The sequence below is a fragment of the Kribbella sp. NPDC050241 genome (assembly GCF_044459685.1).
Lineage (GTDB): Bacteria > Actinomycetota > Actinomycetes > Propionibacteriales > Kribbellaceae > Kribbella.
In genome coordinates, this window is record NZ_JBITJE010000007.1 from 102593 (window position 1) to 121128 (window position 18536).

General features: G+C 69.1%; 19 protein-coding genes. 6 read left to right on the plus strand and 13 right to left on the minus strand.

The genetic code is table 11. The features are described from left to right. Nucleotide 1 precedes the first annotated feature (1 nt). The 7 genes from ACIBG5_RS29450 to ACIBG5_RS29480 all read right to left on the minus strand — a co-directional run bounded on the left by ACIBG5_RS29450 (nucleotide 2) and on the right by ACIBG5_RS29480 (nucleotide 5313). Complete coding sequence (locus ACIBG5_RS29450) at nucleotides 2–514, minus strand: hypothetical protein (protein ID WP_396394730.1); 513 nt, start codon at nucleotides 512–514, stop codon at nucleotides 2–4. Nucleotides 515–625: 111 nt separating this feature from the next. Further along, on the minus strand, nucleotides 626–1291 hold the full coding sequence (locus ACIBG5_RS29455; RefSeq protein ID WP_396394731.1) for a GNAT family N-acetyltransferase: 666 nt from the start codon (nucleotides 1289–1291) through the stop codon (nucleotides 626–628). Between the two features lie 25 nt (nucleotides 1292–1316). Beyond that, on the minus strand, nucleotides 1317–2246 hold the full coding sequence (era, locus tag ACIBG5_RS29460; protein ID WP_396394732.1) for a GTPase Era: 930 nt from the start codon (nucleotides 2244–2246) through the stop codon (nucleotides 1317–1319). Then, complete coding sequence (locus tag ACIBG5_RS29465; protein ID WP_131350068.1) at nucleotides 2230–2565, minus strand: cytidine deaminase; 336 nt, start codon at nucleotides 2563–2565, stop codon at nucleotides 2230–2232. The genes era and ACIBG5_RS29465 overlap by 17 nt, the downstream gene beginning before the upstream one ends. A gap of 27 nt (nucleotides 2566–2592) precedes the next feature. After that, a complete protein-coding gene (locus ACIBG5_RS29470) occupies nucleotides 2593–3897 on the minus strand; it encodes a hemolysin family protein (protein WP_396394734.1) in 1305 nt (434 codons plus the stop codon). Nucleotides 3898–3904: 7 nt separating this feature from the next. Then, entirely contained in the window at nucleotides 3905–4390 is a 486-nt protein-coding gene (gene ybeY, locus ACIBG5_RS29475; RefSeq protein WP_360447331.1) for an rRNA maturation RNase YbeY, read from the minus strand. Then, nucleotides 4387–5313: a PhoH family protein gene (locus ACIBG5_RS29480; RefSeq protein ID WP_360447387.1), complete on the minus strand. Its 927-nt coding sequence runs from the start codon at nucleotides 5311–5313 to the stop codon at nucleotides 4387–4389. The genes ybeY and ACIBG5_RS29480 overlap by 4 nt, the downstream gene beginning before the upstream one ends. On the opposite strand from ACIBG5_RS29480, the gene ACIBG5_RS29485 reads away from it, so the two are divergent. The 3 genes from ACIBG5_RS29485 (at nucleotide 5312) to ACIBG5_RS29495 (ending at nucleotide 7294) form a co-directional block, all read left to right on the plus strand. Then, nucleotides 5312–5476 carry a hypothetical protein gene (locus tag ACIBG5_RS29485; RefSeq protein ID WP_360447329.1) on the plus strand — a complete coding sequence of 55 codons (165 nt, stop codon included), beginning with the start codon at nucleotides 5312–5314 and terminating at the stop codon, nucleotides 5474–5476. The two genes, ACIBG5_RS29480 and ACIBG5_RS29485, sit on opposite strands and share 2 nt — an antisense overlap. 172 nt (nucleotides 5477–5648) lie before the next feature. Then, the gene (locus tag ACIBG5_RS29490; RefSeq protein ID WP_396394735.1) at nucleotides 5649–6158 is read left to right on the plus strand and encodes a SigE family RNA polymerase sigma factor; all 510 of its coding nucleotides are present in this window, start codon (nucleotides 5649–5651) and stop codon (nucleotides 6156–6158) included. Further along, the gene (locus ACIBG5_RS29495; protein ID WP_396394736.1) at nucleotides 6155–7294 is read left to right on the plus strand and encodes a Gmad2 immunoglobulin-like domain-containing protein; all 1140 of its coding nucleotides are present in this window, start codon (nucleotides 6155–6157) and stop codon (nucleotides 7292–7294) included. The genes ACIBG5_RS29490 and ACIBG5_RS29495 overlap by 4 nt, the downstream gene beginning before the upstream one ends. 71 nt (nucleotides 7295–7365) lie before the next feature. Here ACIBG5_RS29495 and ACIBG5_RS29500 read toward each other — a convergent pair whose 3' ends face one another. The 5 genes from ACIBG5_RS29500 to ACIBG5_RS29520 form a co-directional block, all read right to left on the minus strand. Continuing rightward, a complete protein-coding gene (locus tag ACIBG5_RS29500) occupies nucleotides 7366–8082 on the minus strand; it encodes a 16S rRNA (uracil(1498)-N(3))-methyltransferase (RefSeq protein ID WP_396394737.1) in 717 nt (238 codons plus the stop codon). Nucleotides 8083–8129: 47 nt separating this feature from the next. Then, nucleotides 8130–9272 carry a molecular chaperone DnaJ gene (gene dnaJ, locus ACIBG5_RS29505; protein WP_360447321.1) on the minus strand — a complete coding sequence of 381 codons (1143 nt, stop codon included), beginning with the start codon at nucleotides 9270–9272 and terminating at the stop codon, nucleotides 8130–8132. A gap of 29 nt (nucleotides 9273–9301) precedes the next feature. Then, entirely contained in the window at nucleotides 9302–10324 is a 1023-nt protein-coding gene (gene hrcA / locus ACIBG5_RS29510; RefSeq protein ID WP_396394738.1) for a heat-inducible transcriptional repressor HrcA, read from the minus strand. 119 nt (nucleotides 10325–10443) lie between these two features. Beyond that, nucleotides 10444–11547, minus strand: a complete 1104-nt coding sequence (locus ACIBG5_RS29515) for a Gfo/Idh/MocA family protein (RefSeq protein WP_396394739.1) — start codon at nucleotides 11545–11547, stop codon at nucleotides 10444–10446. Further along, a complete protein-coding gene (locus ACIBG5_RS29520; RefSeq protein WP_360447317.1) occupies nucleotides 11532–12173 on the minus strand; it encodes a ThuA domain-containing protein in 642 nt (213 codons plus the stop codon). The genes ACIBG5_RS29515 and ACIBG5_RS29520 overlap by 16 nt, the downstream gene beginning before the upstream one ends. Before the next feature lie 162 nt (nucleotides 12174–12335). On the opposite strand from ACIBG5_RS29520, the gene ACIBG5_RS29525 reads away from it, so the two are divergent. The 3 genes from ACIBG5_RS29525 (at nucleotide 12336) to ACIBG5_RS29535 (ending at nucleotide 15975) form a co-directional block, all read left to right on the plus strand. Further along, the gene (locus tag ACIBG5_RS29525; protein WP_396394741.1) at nucleotides 12336–13106 is read left to right on the plus strand and encodes an MBL fold metallo-hydrolase; all 771 of its coding nucleotides are present in this window, start codon (nucleotides 12336–12338) and stop codon (nucleotides 13104–13106) included. Nucleotides 13107–13224: 118 nt separating this feature from the next. Beyond that, nucleotides 13225–14760 carry an NCS1 family nucleobase:cation symporter-1 gene (locus ACIBG5_RS29530; RefSeq protein ID WP_396394742.1) on the plus strand — a complete coding sequence of 512 codons (1536 nt, stop codon included), beginning with the start codon at nucleotides 13225–13227 and terminating at the stop codon, nucleotides 14758–14760. 390 nt (nucleotides 14761–15150) lie between these two features. Then, nucleotides 15151–15975, plus strand: coding sequence for a DUF3097 domain-containing protein (locus ACIBG5_RS29535; RefSeq protein WP_396394743.1), 825 nt, complete (start codon nucleotides 15151–15153; stop codon nucleotides 15973–15975). On the opposite strand, the gene ACIBG5_RS29540 is transcribed toward ACIBG5_RS29535, so the two are convergent. After that, nucleotides 15950–18532: a DUF3376 domain-containing protein gene (locus ACIBG5_RS29540; protein ID WP_396394744.1), complete on the minus strand. Its 2583-nt coding sequence runs from the start codon at nucleotides 18530–18532 to the stop codon at nucleotides 15950–15952. The two genes, ACIBG5_RS29535 and ACIBG5_RS29540, sit on opposite strands and share 26 nt — an antisense overlap. Nucleotides 18533–18536: the final 4 nt, after the last annotated feature.

Here is an 18536-nt window from a genome sequence, read left to right on the forward strand (position 1 = left end):
TTCACGCCGGGTGGCCGAGCCCGAACAACCCGGCCACCCGGACCGTGAGCTCGTCCTCGGTGCGGCTGCCATCGACCACGATGCTGGTCAGCCCGAGCCGCCGCGTCTCCATCGCGACCTGATCGGTGAACCTCCGGTCCCGCTCCAACAAGTTGCCCAGGGCACGCTCCGGCGCGTTCGTCCGCCCGGCGATCGCCCACAAGGACCTCCGGTGCTCCACCGCCCTCCGCCGGAACTCCGGAGTCGGCAGCAACCAGAGACCCTGCCGCCGATCGGCCAGCAGAGGTTCGACCAGCGCGGGCAGCAGGCGGAATCCTTCCACCACGATCGTCTCCGGCGGCAACCGCAGCAGATCGTCGACGATGAGGTCGAACGCCTCGCCCCGGAACCAGTGGAACGTCTCGAGCATCGTCTCGGGTGACCGGCCCGCCCACCGCTCGTCCATGTCCATCGCGAGGAACTTCTCCAGGTACGGCGTATCCTCCGGCGCACTGCGGGCAGTGTGATCCGCCATCGCACGGTCGGTGTCGTAGAGCCGGACGCCGAAGCGTTCGACCAGGTGGCGGGACGGTGGACTTGCCGCCGCCGCTGCCGCCGCCGAGCCAGAAGACGTGGGACAGGTCGTTCACAGGGCCTGGACCAGGGTGACCTTCATGCGGTTGGTGAGGGTGAAGCCGAGGGAGTTGTAGAGGCGGATGGCGTTGGTGTTTCCTCCGCCGGTGTGGAGCATCGGGGTGCGGCCGGTCGCGGTGATGTGGGCTGCAACGGCGCGGATGAGGCGGGTGGCGAGGCCCTGGCCCTGGTACGACGGATGGGTGCAGACGGCACTGATCTCGGTGTGGTCCGGTAACGCGAAGCGGGTGCCGGCCATTGCGATCAGCTCGCCGCCGCGGCGGATGCCGAGGTAGGTGCCGAGCTCGATCGTGCGGGTGCGGAACGGCCCAGGATCGGTGAGAGCTACGAGCGCGAGCATCTCGGGTACGTCGTCCGGACCGAGCAGGACCGCCTCCGGGTCCTCGGCCGGGAGGTCTGCCGGCGCGACGAACTGCACCAGGTCGATGTGCAGGTCCAGCTTGAAGCCGTCAGGGATGGGGAACTCCGGGCGCATCAGCGCAGCCGTGGTTCCCGGGCCGAGCAGGACCGCCGCGTCGGCCCAGTCCTGCGGTGTCGGGTCGTCCGGCAGAGCGAGGAACGGCGCGACCGCGGGCGGATACCGACGGGCGTTGCCCAGGACCTCGGCGAAGCCGGCGTGCGGTCCGGTCAGAGCGGCGTACACAGGATTGGTCAGCACTCGGTCTTCCCCCACGACAGATTGATCAGAATCCCAGTTTGCGCAAGTGCTTCGCGTCTGTCTGCCAGTTTTTGGCGATCTTGACATGCAGGTCGAGGTACACCGGCGTACCGAGCAACGTCTCGATCTGGCGGCGGGCGGCGGCACCGACCTCGCGCAGGCGGGCACCCTTGTGGCCGATCACGATGCCCTTCTGACTGTCCCGCTCGAGGTAGATGTTCGCGTAGATGTCGAGCAGCGGCTTGTCCTCCGGCCGGTCCTCGCGCAGGCCCATCTCGTCGATGGTGACCGCGATCGAGTGCGGCAACTCGTCCCGGACGCCCTCCAGCGCGGCCTCCCGGATGAGCTCCGCGACCAGCGTCTCCTCGGGCTCGTCGGTGATGTCGCCATCCGGGTAGAGCGCGAAGCCCTCCGGCAGCAGCTTCACCAGTTCGTCCGCGACCACGTCGACCTGGAAGCCCGACGTCGCCGACACCGGGACGATCGAGGCCCACTCGATGCCGGCCGACTCCCCCAGCGCGGCGATCTCGGCCAGGTGCTCGACCATCCGGTCCGGCTCGACCAGGTCGGCCTTGGTGGCCAGCGCGACCTTCGGGGTCTTCGCGACCTTGGCCGCCTCGGTCACCAGGAACCGGTCACCGGGCCCGATCTTCTCACTGGCCGGCAGGCAGACGGCGATCACGTCGACCTCGGCCCAGGTGGCCTTCACCAGGTCGTTGAGCCGCTCGCCGAGCAGTGTGCGCGGCTTGTGCAGACCTGGCGTGTCCACCAGCACGAGCTGGGCGTCCGGCCGGTGCACGATGCCCCGGACCGCGTGCCGGGTCGTCTGCGGCTTGGACGACGTGATCACGATCTTCTGGCCCACCAGAGCGTTGGTGAGCGTGGACTTCCCGGCGTTGGGACGGCCGACGAAACAGGCGAAACCGGACTTGAACGGCTCAGGTGTGGACGACATCGCGGACCTCTCCGGTGCCTTGGGCAACTACTACGGGGATGGCGGCGCCGGCGAAGTGGCGGACCACGTTGACGTCGACGGACTCCGCGTCGGTGACCACCGCGGCGGCCTCGAGACCCTTCACACCGGATGACAGGGCCATCGCGACCGCCAGTTGCAGCGCGGTCAGCTCGACCGTGTCGAGCGCCACCGTGCAGGCGGCGTACGTCCGCCCGTCGGAGTCGCGCACGGCCGCACCCTCGGCCGCGCGGGTCCGGGCGCGGGTAGCGCGGGCGAGCGTGACGAGCTTGGCGTCCTCGGCCGAAAGGTCTGACAACACGTACTCCAAAGAAAGGGCGATCCGGGGTCAGGCGGGCTGGTGGTTCTGGTCCTGCGGCCGGGTCGCGGTCTCGACCCGTCGCACCAGCACAGTACCGACCTGGTTGCGGCGCCCCGACGGCCGCTCCGCCGTCAGCGACAATCCCTCGATCTCCACCTCGGCACCGGGGATCGGCACCTTGCCGAGCAGTTTCGCCATCAGGCCGCCGACCGTGTCGACGTCGTCGTCGTCCAGCGGTACGCCGAACAGTTCGCCGAGCTCGTCGATCGGGAGCCGGCTGGACACCCGGTACGCGCCGTCGGACAGCTCCTGCACCGAGTCCGGGTCCTCGTCGTACTCGTCGGTGATCTCGCCGACGATCTCCTCCAGGATGTCCTCGATCGTGACCAGGCCGGCCGTTCCGCCGTACTCGTCGACGACGATCGCGACGTGCATCCGGGCTGCCTGCATCTCGCGCAGCAACTCGTCGACCGGCTTGGAGTCCGGCACGTACATGCAAGGCCGCATCACCGACTCGACCCGCTCGGTCGACTCGGCCTGCGCGTTGTCGTAGACGCGGCGCATCACGTCCTTGAGGTAGACGACACCGAGGATGTCGTCCAGCGACTCACCGATCACCGGGATCCGCGAGTAGCCGGAGCGCAGCGCCAGCGAGGTGAGCTGACGCAGCTTCTTGTGCCGCTCGATGTAGACCATGTCGGTGCGCGGCACCATCACCTCGCGGACGATGGTGTCGCCGAGCTCGAACACCGAGTGGATCATCTGCCGCTCGCCGGACTCGATCACCGCGGACTTCTCGGCGTAGTCGACCAGCGCCCGCAGCTCCGCCTCAGTAGCGAACGGGCCTTCGGCGAAACCCTTGCCCGGGGTGAGCGCGTTGCCGAGCAGGATCAGCACCTTCGGCAGCGGGCCGAGCACCCGGGTCAGCGCCATCACCGGGCCGGCGGAGATGATCGCGAACCGGTCCGAGTGCTGCCGGCCCAGTGTCCGCGGGGCGACGCCGATGATGACGTACGAGACCAGCACCATCACCACGGCGGTGATCAGGACGTGCTCCCAGGTGACGTCGAAGACGTTCGACAGCGCCTGGGTGACCAGCACGATCGCGGTGATCTCGCAGCTCAGCCGGAGCAGCAGCAGCGAGTTCAGGTACCGCGGGGCGTCGGACAGCAGGTCCCGCAGCCGGACCGCACGGAGGTTCCCCCGCTCGACCTGCTCGTTGGCCCGGACCTTCGAGTACGACGACAGCGCCGCCTCGGCACCGGCGAACAATCCGGCGAGCAGCACGAGCACCGCGGCCACGATCAGCAGGACGAGGTCCTGGGAGCTCACCGGAACGTCACTCCTGTCCGGCCAACTGGTTCGCCGGCGCTCGCCAGGCTTCCAGCAGGCGGCCCTGCACTTCCCACATCTCCGCCTTCTCGGCCGGCTCGGCGTGGTCGTAGCCGAGCAGATGCAGGATGCCGTGCACGGTCAGCAGTTCCAGCTCGGCCCACGTGCCGTGCCCGGCCTTGGCGCCCTGGGCGGCCGCCACGGTCGGGCAGAGCGCGATGTCACCGAGATGACCGAGCGGAAGATCCGAGTCCTCGCCGTTGTCGGCGGAACCCGGCCGCAGTTCGTCCATCGGCCACGACATCACGTCGGTCGGACCGGGCAGGTCCAGGAACTCGACGTGGTACCGCGCCATCGTGTCCTCGTCGACCAGCTTGATCGACAGCTCACACTCCGGGTGCAGCCGCAGCGACGACATCACGAACCGGCTGAGCCGCATCAGTCCGTGCGCGTCGATCTCGACTCCGGACTCGTTGTTGACCTCGACGTTCATCTTCGCGGCTCGCCATTGCCTTCGTAGTTCTCGTAGGCGGAGACGATCCGGCCGACCAGCTTGTGCCGGACCACGTCGTGGGAGGTGAGCCGGCAGAAGGTCAGGTCCTGGACGCCTTCGAGGATCTCCTGGACGACACGCAGACCGGAGCTCGTGCCGGTCGGCAGGTCGACCTGGGTGACGTCGCCGGTGACGACCATCTTGGAGCCGAAACCGAGCCGGGTGAGGAACATCTTCATCTGCTCGGGCGAGGTGTTCTGTGCCTCGTCCAGGATGATGAAGGCGTCGTTCAGGGTCCGGCCGCGCATGTAGGCCAGCGGCGCGATCTCGATCGTGCCGGCCGTCATCAGCCGCGGGATCGACTCCGGGTCGAGCATGTCGTGCAGGGCGTCGTACAGCGGCCGTAGGTACGGGTCGATCTTCTCCGACAGCGTTCCGGGCAGGAAGCCGAGCCGCTCACCGGCCTCGACGGCCGGCCGGGTCAGGATGATCCGGTTGACCTCCTTGGCCTGCAGCGCCTGGACCGCCTTGGCCACCGCCAGGTACGTCTTGCCGGTACCGGCCGGGCCGATGCCGAACACGATGGTGTTCTTGTCGATGGCGTCGACGTACCGCTTCTGGTTCAGCGTCTTCGGCCGGATGGTGCGGCCGCGGCTGGACAGGATGTTCTGGGTCAGCACATCGGCCGGGCTCTCGGCCGTGGCGGACTTGATCATCGCGATGCTGCGCTCCACCGAGTCGGCGGTCAGCCCGTGCCCGGTCCGCACGACCGCGATCAGCTCGTCGATCAGCCGCTCGGCCAGGGCCAGCTCGGCCGGCTCGCCGTTGAGCGTGATCTCGTTGCCGCGGACCATGATGTCGGCGGCGAACTCCTTCTCGACGATGCGGAGGAACTCGTCCCGGGCTCCGAGCAGGGCCACCATGTCGATGCTGTTCGGCACGACGATCTTGTGCGACGCCTGTGCGCTGGTGGCGGTGCTCGATCGGGACAGCTCATCGCGTCCACGGCCGTTCGCGCGCGCCTCCGGTTCGATACTGCGTGGCCTGGACAGGCTCTTCCTCCTGATGCCGATGATCACTGACTGACTAACCCATGCTAGCCGTCTCCACTGACACCCTCACTTGTAATTCCCCGGAACACGCCCGAACCGCCCGAAACGAGGCCTGGCTGTTGTCAACCGGGGTGTGTTGTCAACCTGCAAGGGGGTCTCCGCGTCATCGTGTCGTGGCGCAACCAGCCGTGGTGTACGAAGAGTGCGTGACACATGAGTCCTCGTGGGATGCCGACGAGGCGTTGACGGCTGTCTACACGGCGCACTACACGTCGCTGGTCCGGCTCGGCACCCTGCTGCTGCGCGACACCGGTACGGCGGAGGAGATCGTGCAGGACGCGTTCGTCGCGATGCACGGCCGCTGGCACCGGCTGCGCGACCCCCACAAGGCTCTCGCCTACCTGCGCACCGCGGTGGTGAACCGCTGCCGCTCCCGCCAGCGCCACCTGGTGGTCGTCGACAAGCACACGCCACGCTCACTGCCGGACGCGCCGAGCGCCGAGCAGGCCGCGCTGCGGACGGCCGAGACCGACCGGGTAATCGAAGCGATGCGCACCCTGCCGGAGAAGCAACGCACCGTGATGGTGCTGCGGTACTACGGTGACCTCTCCGAAGCCGAGATCGCCGACACGATGGGCATCAGCCGGGGATCGGTGAAGAGCCACGCCGCGCGGGCGACGAAGTCGCTGCGCCAGCTCCTGGAGCAGAACGTATGAACGAACAGCCCAACGACTCGTTCGACGAGCTGATGCGGCGGTCCCTGCACGAGGAGGCCGACCGGGTCGAGCCGACCGACTCGCTGCCCGAGATCCAGGCCCGCGCCCGGGCCCAGCGCCGTACGACGTCCCGGCGCCCGTGGGTGCTGACCGCCGGCGCTGCAATCGTCGGCACGGCGGCGGTGATCGGCGCCTTCACCGTCCTCGACAACAACACGAACACCGCAGGTGACAGCGGCATCGCAGCCGGTCCCAGTACGTCGACCAGCGCCTCCGCATTGCCGTCGTCGACCACCCCACAGTCCAGCACCTCGCCGAGCCAGCCGCCGCCAGAGCCGCCGACGGCGCAGGCGACCTCGGTGCCGACGGATCGCCGCGGTACGCCGGAGCCGATGGTGAAGGGCACCCTCGTCCCGGTCTACTGGCTCGGCGACAAGACCGCGGTCCGTCCCCCTCCGGGAGCAACGACCAAGGCCACGCCGAAGGTCCGGCTCTACCGCACCTGGGCGAAGGTGAGTGGCCGGCCCGCCGTCGAGGCGGTCCGGATCATGACGTCCAAGCAGCCCGGCGACCCTGACTACTACTCCGTGTGGCGGGGCGCCGAGATCAACACCGTCACCAGGTCCGACGGCACGGTCACCGTCGACTTCAAGCGACTCCCGACGACGAAGCTCGACCCCGAGACCGCGGACGTGGCCGCCCAGCAGCTGATCTACACGGTGCAAGGCGCCCTCGACGACAGCAGCCAGCAGGTCCAGATCACCCAGGACGGCCAGGTCGGCACCCGGCTGTTCGGCCAGGTCGACACCAGTACGCCGCTCAGTCGCGCCCAGGCCGCCAACGTCCAGGCACTGGTCTGGATCACCTCCCCGGCCCAGGGTCAGTTGACCAATTCGATGGTCACCGTCGAAGGCACGGCCGCGGCGTACGAGGCGACGGTGAACTACGAGGCCACGAACCTGAAGACCCGCGAGGTACGGAAGGGCTACACGAACACCAAGGAGGGCCAGAAGTTCACGCCCTTCGCCTTCAACCTCAAGCTCACCCCCGGCCCCTGGCAGATCGAGGCCTTCCTCATCTCCCCCGCCGACGGCTCCACCACCGACGTCGACTCCAAAACCATCGAGGTCCGCTAGCAGGTTGTTCGCTCGCTAGCCGGTTCTTTGACGCCAGCGATGAAACAACCCGCCATCGGCCGGGTCGGTTGCTAGGTCCAGCGGGAGTGGGATAGGAGGGCGGCGGCTGCGGCTACGCCGGCGGTTGAGGTGCGGAGGACCGTGTCGCCGAGGCGGATGGGCTCGGCGGCGAAGGTGGCCAGCTCGGCCGGGGCGATGCCGCCTTCCGGGCCTATGACGATGACGATGTCGCCCTCGGTCGGGAGTTCGAGCGAGGCGAGCGGCGTCTTGGCTTCCTCGTGCAGTACGACGGGGAGTGCCGCGGCGGAAAGTAGTCGCGCGACCTCCGGCGTACTCGCGATGGGCTCCACGGTGGCGAACCAGGAGCGGCGGGACTGTTTGCTGGCTTCGAACGCCCAGGCCCGCCACTTCGCGTACGTCTTCGCGGACCGCTCGGGGTTGTTGCGGAACTGACTCCGCTCCGCGTTCCACGGGACGATCACATCGACCCCGACCTCGGTCAGCATCTCCACCGCGAGCTCGGCCCGCTCGCCCTTCGGCAACGCCTGCACCACCACCAACCGAGGCAAAGCCGCCGGCTCGTGCCCACGCTGCTGCACCGCCACGGTCACCCCGGCCTTGGACGCAGCCGTCACCGGGCCTTCGGCCCACGAACCACGACCGTCGGTCAACCGAATGCGCTCACCAGGGCCGATCCGCCGAACCACCGCCGCATGCCGGCCCTCTGCGCCGTCCAGCGTCAGTTCGTCGCCCACGAGTTCCGGCGCGAAGAAAACGGCAACGCCCACCAGCCCATCACCTTCCCGCGAGGCCGGCGGAGCCGGCCGAGCCTGTTTCAGTGGGCGCCGAAGGCGTCGCGGAGGCGACCGAAGACGCCCTTGTGGGCGGCTTGGACCTGACCCTGCGGACGCTCCTCGCCACGAGCCTCGGCCAACTGGCGGAGCAGATCGACCTGGGAGTCGTCCAGCCTGGTCGGGGTCTCGACGATCACCTGGACGATCAGGTCGCCGCGACCCGCGTGCCGCAGGCGCGGGACACCACGAGCCGTCAGCGTCATCGCCGTCCCGGACTGCGTGCCGGGCCGGATCTCCAGTGGCGTGGTCTCGCCCTCCAGCGTGGGCAGGTCGATCGTGGTGCCGAGCGCGGCCGCCGTCATCGGCAGCGTCACCGTGCAGTGCAGGTCGTCGCCGTTGCGGGTGAAGATGTCGTGCGGCTCGACCTCGATCTCGACGTACAGGTCGCCGGCCGGGCCGCCGCCGGGGCCGACCTCGCCCTGGCCGGACAGCTGCACCCGGGTGCCGCTGTCGACGCCACCGGGGATCTTGACCGTGACGGTGCGGCGGGACCGGACCCGGCCGTCGCCGGCGCACTCGACGCACGGGTTCGGGATCGTCGTACCGAAGCCGCGGCAGTTCGGGCACGGCCGCATGGTGCGGACCTCGCCGAGGAACGACCGCTGGGTGTGGGTGACCTCGCCGCGACCGTGGCAGATCTCGCAGGTGACCGGCTCGGAGCCCGCCGCCGCTCCCGAACCCGAACAGGTCGGGCACAGTACGGCGGTGTCGACCTTCAGCTCCCGGGTGGTGCCGAACGCGGCCTCGGCCAGGTCGATCCGCAGCGGGATCAGCGCGTCCTGGCCGCGCCGGGTCCGCGGCCGCGGCCCGCGGGTGGCCCCGCCGGTCTGGCCGAAGAAGGCGTCCATGATGTCGGTGAACGTGAAGGCCTGGCCGAAGCCCGCGCCGCCCGGGCCGGCGCCCGCGGTCGCGAACGGGTCACCGCCGAGATCGTGCAGCTGCCGCTTCTGCGGGTCGCTCAGCACCTGGAAGGCGCGGCCGATCTCCTGGAACTTGTGGTGGGCGTCCTCGGAGTCGTTCACGTCCGGGTGGTACTGGCGTGCCAGCTTGCGGTACGCCTTCTTGATCTCGTCCGGCGTCGCGTCGCGGCTGACGCCCAGGACGGCGTAGTAATCGGTGCTCATACTCCAGACCAGGGGTTGGGTTCAGTCATTTAGGAGTCCGCCAATATCTGGCTGACGTAGCGCGCGACGGCCCTCACGGCGCCCATCGTGCTCGGATAGTCCATGTGGGTCGGGCCGACGATGCCGAGCGTGGCCAGCGCCTCCGACTTTGACCCGTAGCCGGTCGCGACCACCGAGGTGGTGGCCAGTTCCTCGAACGGGTTCTCGTGCCCGATGCGGACCGTCAGGGTCTGCGGGTTGGTGGCCTCGCCGAGGAGCTTGAGCAGAATGACGTGCTCCTCCAGCGCCTCCAGCACCGGCTTCACGTTCCGCTCGAAGTCGTCGCCGTACCGGGTCAGGTTGGCGGCGCCGCCGACGGCGATCCGCTGCTCGCCGACCTCGTCGGTGAACGTCTCCAGCAGCGTCGTCACGATCGCCGCGACCAGTGGCCGGTCCGCCGGGGCGAACAGGTCGGTGACCGCGGCCAGGGACGTGGTGGCCTCGGTCAGCCGCTGCCCGGATAGTGCGGTGTTCAGCCGCGACCGCAGGTCGGCGATCAGTTGCTCGTCGACGTCGTTCGTCTGCTCGACGATCCGCTGCTCGACCCGGCCGGTGCTGGTGATCAGCACCAGCAGCAGCCGGCGCGGGGTCATCGTGACGACCTCGATGTGCCGGACGCTGGAACGGTTGAGCGACGGGTACTGCACGATCGCCACCTGGCGGGTGATCTGGGCCAGCAGCCGGACAGTACGGCGTACGACGTCGTCCAGGTCGACCGCGCCGGCCAGGAACGAGGTGATCGCCTTCTTCTCGGCCGGCGACAGCGTCTTGACCGTGCTCAGCTTGTCCACGAACAGCCGGTAGCCCGCGTCGGTCGGGATCCGGCCAGCGCTGGTGTGCGGCTGGGTGATGTACCCCTCCTCCTCCAGCGCAGCCATGTCGTTACGCACGGTTGCCGGCGACACCCCGAGGTTGTGCCGGTCCACCAGCGTCTTCGAGCCGACCGGCTCATGGGTCGCCACGTAGTCCTCGACGATGGCGCGGAGAACATCCAGCTTGCGATCGTCCAGCACGCGCACCACCTCCCTCGCCTCGACGTACGACTCAGTGACCCTTGGCACTCAGCTGAAACGAGTGCCAGTCTACCGAGCCGTAGTAGCTCGCACCGACGCGTGACGGCGTGGGACGGGTCTCAGGCGAGCTCGGGGGACGCTCCCAACGGTACGGCGGCGGGCCGGGTGGCTGTGCTCGCGACATCCACGGGCTGGTCCTGGGCAGCCGCTTCGAGCAAGGACTCGAGTACGTCGAGCACGTGGTAGGCCAGTGCACCGTCGGCCCGGTGCGGCTGACCTGTGCGGACAGCACGAGCCATGTCCGCGACCCCGACGCCCCGGCCGGCTCCGGCGTACCCACCGGCGACCGGGACCTCGGTCCAGTCGCGGTTGGCCGTGGTAGCGATCTCGACCTTGCCATCGAACCCGTTCGGGTCGGGTACCGACAGGCTGCCCTCGGTCCCGTGCACCTCGATCCGCGGCAACCGCGCGGCCCAGATGTCGAACGACATCAGCACCGTGGTCAGCGCACCCGACTCGTGCTCCAGTACGCCGGTCACGTGCGTCGGCACCTGGACCGGGAAGGTCTCGCCGGCTCGCGGACCGGTGTGAATCTTCCGCTCCTGCTTCGACTGACCGGCCCGGGCGGTGACGCGTCGGACCGGACCGAGCAAGGTCACCAGGCTCGTCACGTAGTACGGACCCATGTCGAGGACCGGACCGCCGCCGGGCTGGTAGTAGAACTCCGGCGCCGGGTGCCACAGCTCGTGCCCGGGCGTGAAAAACGATGCCGTGGCAGCCGTCGGTACGCCGATGTCGCCGCGGTCAATGACAGCCCGGGCGGTCTGGGTACCAGTGCCGAGCACAGTGTCCGGCGCGCAGCCGACGCGGAGGTTGTTCGCGGCGGCGTACTTGAGCAGCGGCTCCGCCTCGGCCCGGTCCACGGCCAGCGGCTTCTCGCCGTACACGTGCTTGCCGGCTTCGAGCGCGGCGTGGTGCACGGGCGCGTGGGCGGCGGGGATGGTCAGGTTCAGCACGATCTCGACGTCGTCCGCGGCGTACAGCTCGTCCGGGGACAGCGCGCGGATGGCGGGGTTGCCGTCGGCGATCGCCTGCGCGCGGCTGATGTCCAGGTCGGCGACCGCGACCACATCGACGCCAGGCAGCTTGGCCAGATGGTCGAGGTAGGTGCCGGAGATGACGCCCGTACCGACGATGCCGATGCCCGTCACTTGCTCGCCCACAGCAGCCCCCGCTCGACGATGGTCCGTACCTCAGGTACTTCGAGGTCGTCCAGCTTGTGGCCGACGGTGCAGACGAAGACCTTGCCCGCGCCCCAGGTCCGGGTCCAGACGGCCGGCATCACGGCACCCTCGATCCACGGGTAGTCCGGATGCGAGCGGAACGTCGTCGTGGCGAGCACGGTGTTGGTCGGGTCGTAGTGCACGTAGTACTGCTCGGTGTGGACGTCGAAGTGGGTGATGCCCTCGACGATCGGGTGTTCGGCGACGACGTCGACGCGGTAGTCGGTGAAGCCGTGCGGATGCGAGATGAACTGCCCGCCGGTGATGAAGCTGTAGTCGGCGTTGGCCCGGAACGAGTCGACGATGCCGCCGTGCCAGCCCGCGAACCCGGTACCGCGGCGGATCGCGGCCTCCAGGCCCTTGAAGTGGTCGGCGTCGATCTCGCTCATCGTGACGCACTGCAGCACCAGGTCGGTGCCGTCCAGGTCGAGGTAGCTCTCGGTGCTGTCCGAGACGGTGACCTCGTAACCGTTCTCTTCCAGGAACGGGATGAACAGGTCGGTCGCCTCGACCGGCGAGTGCCCTTCCCAGCCGCCCCGGACCACCAGTGCACGTCGTGTCGTCACGCCGACCGCCCTTCGAAAGTTTCGCTGCCGAGTTCGGAACCGTTGCGAACCGCCACCGTGACCCTAGGCGCCGCCCGACCGCCCTTCAAGTGCGATTCCGTCCCCTGGATGCGACGGGACCGGTGGTCGGAGGAGATGTACACAGCAAGTAATCTCGCTCCCATGAGTACGTGGGCCGAAGTCGGCGATCGTTGCTGGGTCCGCCGGTACGACGAATGGGACCTCAACGTCGGTCTGGTCGTCGGGGCGGACGGTGCGCTGGTGATCGACACCCGGGCGACGACCGAGCAGGCCGAGGAGTTGCGCGAGCACATCCGCGAACTGACCGGCCAGCCGGTGCGCTGGGTCGTCAACACCCACGCGCACTTCGACCACGTCGCCGGGAACAGCGTCTTCGATCAGGCCGAGGTCATCGCCCACGAGAACGCCGCGACGGCCGCCGAACTGACGGCGCAGACCTTCGCGGTGGCGAGGGTGATCGATCTCGGCGACCGCAGAGTCGAGTTGCTGCATCTGGGGAACGCGCACACCGACGGCGACGTGGTGGTCGTCGTGCCGGATGCGGAGGTGTACTTCGTCGGCGATCTGATCGAGGAGTCGGCGCCGCCGTCGTACGGAGAGGACTCGTTCCCGCTGGAGTGGCCGGACACGATCGACCGGGTGATCGGGATGCTGTCCGGCTCGTCGAAGGTGGTCCCTGGTCACGGCGCGGTCGTCGACGCCGAGTTCGTGCGCGACCAGGCCGGCGACCTCGGCACCGTCGCCAACACCATCTCCGGTCTCCACCACGGCGGCACCCCGCTGGAGCAGGCGCTCGCCCACACCGACGACTGGCCGTGGCCGCTCGAGAAACTCCAGGACGCGATCAAGCGCGGCTACGAGGCACTCGGCACCCCGCGCCGCCCGACGCTGCCCCTGCTCGGCCCCGGCTGATTCCCGAAAAGCGCACGGGCCGGGCTGTCAAGTTGTAGTTGTCCGTTGACACCGCGTCAGGTTTGCCGCACTTTGTTGCGAAGTGCGGCGCGAACCACGACCGGATGGGGTGGCAACCATGACCACGATCGAGCAGACCACTCATCCCGACGGCAGAGTCGAACTGGCCGATCCCGCCGTACTCGCGGACAGCCCGTACGCCAACGCGGAGCTCGCACCGACCCGATTGCCCGAGCGGCACTGGACGACGTACAACTATGCGGCGCTCTGGATGGGAATGGCGCACAACATCCCCAGCTACCTGCTCGCCGCGGGTCTGGTCGCGCTCGGGATGAACTGGCTGCAGGCGTTCATCACGATCACGCTGGGGAACCTGATCGTGCTGGTCCCGCTGCTGCTGAACAGTCACGCCGGGACGAAGTACGGCATCCCGTTCCCGGTCTTCGCGCGCGCCTTCTACGGCGTCCGCGGCGCGAACTTCCCGGCCCTGTTGCGCGCGTTCATCGCGTGCGGCTGGTTCGGCATCCAGACCTGGATCGGCGGCCAGGCGATCTTCGTGATCGTCGGCGAACTGTTCGGCAACGGCTGGACGGAGGCGTCCGCGGTCGGCGGGCACCCGTGGACGATGTGGCTCAGCTTCGCGTTCTTCTGGGTGCTCCAGATGGTGCTGATCTGGCGCGGCATCGAGGGACTGCGGCGGTTCGAGAACTGGGCGGCGCCACTCGTCACGGTCGCGTTCCTGGCGCTGATGGCGGCGATCCTGGTCAAGGCCGGCGGGTTCGGCCCGATCCTGTCGCAGCCGTCGAAGCTCGGCTGGGACGCCGACTTCTGGAAGATCTTCGCGCCGTCGCTGATGGGCATGATCGCGTTCTGGGCGACCCTCAGCCTGAACATGCCGGACTTCACCCGGTTCGGTAAGGGTCAGCGCCAGCAGGTCGTCGGCCAGATCATCGGCCTGCCGACCACGATGTCGTTCATCGCGCTCGTCTCGATCATCACCACGTCCGGCACCGTGCTGGTCTACGGCACGGCGATCTGGGACCCGGTCGAGTTGACCCGCCGCTTCGAGAACCCGGTGGTCGTGACGATCGGCCTGGTGATGGCGATCTTGGCGACGATGTCGTGCAACGTCGCGGCGAACGTGGTCAGCCCGTCGTACGACTTCGCCAACGCCGTCCCGCGCTGGCTGAACTTCCGGACCGCCGGCCTGGTCACCGGCGTGATCGGCGTCGTGATCCAGCCGTGGCGGCTGATCTCCGACCCGTCGATCTACATCTTCGTCTGGCTGTCCTTCTACGGCGGCCTGCTCGCCTCGGTCGCCGGCGTACTGATCGCCGGCTACTGGCTGATCGACCGCACCAACCTGTACCTCGCCGACCTCTACCTACCGGGCGGCCGCTACTGGTACTCGGCCGGCTGGAACTGGCGCGCGGTCGTCGCCACCGTCGTCGGTTCTGTCCTCGCCGTCGGCGGCGCGTACTCGAACCCCGGCGCCGGCCCGTTCCCGGAGGACGGCCTGATCCCCTTCCTCAAGCCGCTCTACGACTACTCCTGGGCAGTCGGCCTGGTCGCCGGCTTCCTCACCTATCTCCTGTTCACGGTCGCTTCCCCGTCCCGCCAACCCACCACAACCCAAGCCGCTCCCACGTACTGACCCAACACCCGCCCCTCCCCCTCTGAGCGCCCACCCCAACGGCATGCGCCTCCATCTGATGGGTTGACCCACGAGAACGTGGGTTGGCCACGCGCAGGCCGGTGGCCAACCCACCTTCTGATGGGTCAACCCACCCCAGCCCCCCGCCAGCAATCCCGCCACCCCGACGTCCCCGCGATATCGGTGCGACGCCGGCGTTTCCCTGGTTGACCCACGAGATGGTGGGTTGGCCAGCCGCGCGCCGGTGGCCAACCCACCTTCTGATGGGTCAACCCATCAGAGGGGGACGGGCGGGGAATCGGGATGGGCGCGGGGAACCGGGGTGGGCGCGGGTGGGGAAAGGGTGTGTGGCTGAGCTGGACGGGAGGGGTGGGCGCATACGGTTGGGCGGTGGCTGACAGGTATGGGAACGACGTACTGAGTGGGGACTGGCGCAAGCCCAAGAACGGGCGGACCGTCGAGGTCGAGATCGAGAAGGGCATGGTCGTCGAGGAGCCGACCTCGGGGTTCGTCGGCGCGATCGTGCGCTGGGAGCACGGTGTGGTCGATCTCGAGGACCGGTTCGGGAAGGTCCGCACGTACCCGCTCGGGCCTGGGTTCTGGCTGGACGGCAAACCGGTCAGCCTGAAACCGCCGAAGAAGGCCGGCCCGGCGAAGAAGACGCGGACCGCCTCCGGTTCGGTTGCGGTGGACAACGTCCGGGCGAAGGTGGCCCGGGCCAGCCGGATCTACGTCGAGGGACGGCACGACGCCGAACTGGTCGAGAAGGTGTGGGGCGACGACCTGCGGATCGAGGGCGTCGTGGTCGAGTACCTCGAAGGTGTCGACGACCTGCCCGGCATTGTCAACCGCTTCCAGCCCGGTCCGGGCCGCCGGCTCGGTGTTCTGGTGGACCACCTGGTCGAGGGGTCGAAGGAGTCGAAGATCGCGGCCCAGGTGACCAACCGGCACGTGCTGGTGGTCGGGCACCCGTTCATCGACATCTGGGAGGCGGTCAAGCCGTCGTCGGTCGGGATCAAGGCCTGGCCACGGATCCCGCACGGGCAAGACTGGAAGAAGGGCGTGCTGCAGTCGTTCGGCTGGCCGGCCACCGATCAGGCCGATGTCGCCGCGGCCTGGAAACACATTCTGTCGAAGGTCACCAGCTTCGCCGATCTCGACCCGGCGCTGCTCTGCCGGGTCGAGGAGCTCATCGATTTCGTGACGCTGGACTGATCTCCGGCATCCGCCGCTCGACCCAGGCCTGGATCCGCCGCCGCGCACGCCGGACGTACCAGGTCACGGCACCGAGCACGGCGGTCGCCGCCAGCACCACTCCGGCGAGCACTGCCGCGATGATCCGTACGGCGCTCTGCTCGACGAGCCCCGCGACGACCAGCAACACCACACCGAGCACGAAGCCCGCCACCGGCAACCACTGCTCGAAGACCAACGGGCGCTTGGCCGGCGTCACCTTGGCGCCGCGCACCACACGGGTCCACACCGACTGCCGCGCCGGCTCGGTGAACCAGCGCGCGCACTGCAGCAACCACGAACCGGGCTTGTCCTTGCGGCCCGCCATCGCCTTCACCCAGTCGCCGACCTGCGACCCGAGTCCGCCGGACACGTCGACCATCCGGTCCGCAAGGCCCTTCGTGGTCGCCCGGCCCTCGTCCGACTGGTTCAGCTCGTCGCGCATCGTGGTGAGCGCACCGAGACCCGCGCCCATCGGGAAGTCCCGGGCCAGCCGCTGGACGCGCTCGGCGACCGCCTCGACCTTCCAGTCCTCCGCTTTCAGGACCTGCCGTTGCGTCTCGCGGATCCAGTCCTCGTCGGCGCCGAGCATCGCGCCCAGGTGCGCGACACAGTGCAGCCGGCCCATCAGCCAGTCCCACCGCCGCCAGTCCGCCGCACCGAACGCGCCGAAGTGCCCGACCTGCGACCCGTAGAGGATGCGGTCCTTGAGGTTGTTGGCGATCGAGCCTTCCGGCTGGTCGTCCAGCAGCGGCAGCGGGATGTCCGGCCCGAGCCGGAGGAACTGGAACGGCGCACTACGCTGCTGCGGCGTCCGCGCCGACGTACAGCGCGACACGATCTCCACCTCGAGGGCGGTCTCGGCGAGGTCCCGCCCGACGGCCGCGATCAGCTCGGCGAACGTGTCGCCCAGCGCCCGCTGGATCTGCAGGTCGGTGAAGATGTCTTTCAGCCCGACCGCGACGGCCTCGGCGCCACCGGCCGGGCTCAGGTCGAGGTCGGCGGCGGTCAGCCGCTCGGTGAGTGCGTCCCGCACAGCCTGCGTTTTCAGCAGAGCATCGCTGGCCGCCTTCAGCCGCCGCTCCAGCTCGGCCCGTTGCTCCTTCGGCGCCTCGCTGATCTGGTTGCGCAGCGAGCGCAGGATCAGCCGTACGACGCGCTCCGCCGCACCTGTCCCCCACAGCCAACTGGGGTTGCCCTCGGCATCGTTCTGCAGCGGAGCCGTCGAGCCGTCCGGATCGGGCACCCACGGGTGGTCGGTCCCGAGGATCTCGTCGACCTCCTGCTCGGACAGCGCGGTCGCCGCGTCGAGGACGGTCGACTGGTCGTGGCCGGCGATCGTCACCGCCTCCCAGACGCCGCCGGCGGCGCGGCCGCGCGAGTACGTCGGCTGCAGTGCCTTGGCCGCCGCCTGCAGCCGGTCCCGCTCGACTGGTTGCTTCATGCAACGATCGAACAGCCGCTGGGTGTCGGACCAGGACGCGTCCGCCTCCAGCAGCAGCCGCTCGAGCTGCTCCACGTCGGACCGGAAGTCGACCTCGCGCGGGAACTGTACGGCGGACAGCGCCGCCACCCGCCAGCTCGGCTCCTTCGCCTCCGGCAACGCCGTCGACGCACTCCCGATCCCGGCCGATGGTACGACGTACAACACGTAGCGGCTGGCTCGCCCGGCGACCGGTCGCCGTGCCACGACATCGAGGACCGGACCGAAGGGTGCGTTGTCCAGTACGCCGCCGTCCACCAGCCAGGCACCCGACTCCGCGTTCGCGGGCTGCACGCGAGGCGGTGAGTCGGCCAGATTCGGGGTCTCGAGCACCGGGCCGAACGCGGCCGGGAACGAGGCCGACGCGCGAGCCGCGCGCGCCAGCAGCTTGGTGTCGTTCAGCCCGTTCTTGTCCGCGACCGCGAAGGCCCGCTTCGATCCGTCGTACGTCGCCGCGTTCTCACTGGTGAAGGCGAACAGGTACCGGTGGTCGGGTACGACGAAACGCTGCCCGGCGGCGTCTTTCGCCTCGAACTGCTGGACGCCGAGCCCGGACGCGGTGACGAACAGCGTGACCGGCTCCTCGGCCGCCGTCTCGCCCGCGTCGACGACGCCCTTGAGCAGACTGTCGAGCTCCTGCAGGAAGTACTTGCCGTCCAGCACCGAGGTGGACTTCTTGCCGGCCGACGGCACCAGCTTGCCGACCTCGAGCGACCCGAGCGCGACCCACTTCTGCCGCAGCCACGGCCCGTGCTCGCCGTCGGGGTCCAGGGTCGAGCCGTTCGAGATCGCTGTCGCCAGCAACGAACCGTTCAGCCCACCGGCGCTCGTCCCCGCGATCACGTCGACGACCACGCGCCGGTTCTCGTCACCGCGCCGGCACAGCTCACGCCAGCGCTCGGCCAGGACCTCGTCGTACGGCTGTGGACCGGGCGCGCTGCCGGAGCCGGACGCGCGCCGGATCAGATCCAGCTCGTGGGTCACCCCACCCATCCAGACGGCCAGGCTGACCCCGCCGTTCAGGACCAGCGCGATCCGGATCTCGTGGTCGGTCATCCGT

Coding starts and splice junctions, on each gene's coding strand:
- ACIBG5_RS29450 (WP_396394730.1), bottom strand. CDS start 514: ATGGCGGATCACACTGCCCGCAGTGCGCCGGAGGATACGCCGTACCTG.
- ACIBG5_RS29525 (WP_396394741.1), top strand. CDS start 12,336: ATGAGTACGTGGGCCGAAGTCGGCGATCGTTGCTGGGTCCGCCGGTAC.
- dnaJ (WP_360447321.1), bottom strand. CDS start 9,272: ATGAGCACCGATTACTACGCCGTCCTGGGCGTCAGCCGCGACGCGACG.
- era (WP_396394732.1), bottom strand. CDS start 2,246: ATGTCGTCCACACCTGAGCCGTTCAAGTCCGGTTTCGCCTGTTTCGTC.
- ACIBG5_RS29480 (WP_360447387.1), bottom strand. CDS start 5,313: ATGGTGGCCCTGCTCGGAGCCCGGGACGAGTTCCTCCGCATCGTCGAG.
- ACIBG5_RS29530 (WP_396394742.1), top strand. CDS start 13,225: ATGACCACGATCGAGCAGACCACTCATCCCGACGGCAGAGTCGAACTG.
- ybeY (WP_360447331.1), bottom strand. CDS start 4,390: ATGAACGTCGAGGTCAACAACGAGTCCGGAGTCGAGATCGACGCGCAC.
- ACIBG5_RS29495 (WP_396394736.1), top strand. CDS start 6,155: ATGAACGAACAGCCCAACGACTCGTTCGACGAGCTGATGCGGCGGTCC.
- ACIBG5_RS29540 (WP_396394744.1), bottom strand. CDS start 18,532: ATGACCGACCACGAGATCCGGATCGCGCTGGTCCTGAACGGCGGGGTC.
- ACIBG5_RS29485 (WP_360447329.1), top strand. CDS start 5,312: ATGTCGATGCTGTTCGGCACGACGATCTTGTGCGACGCCTGTGCGCTG.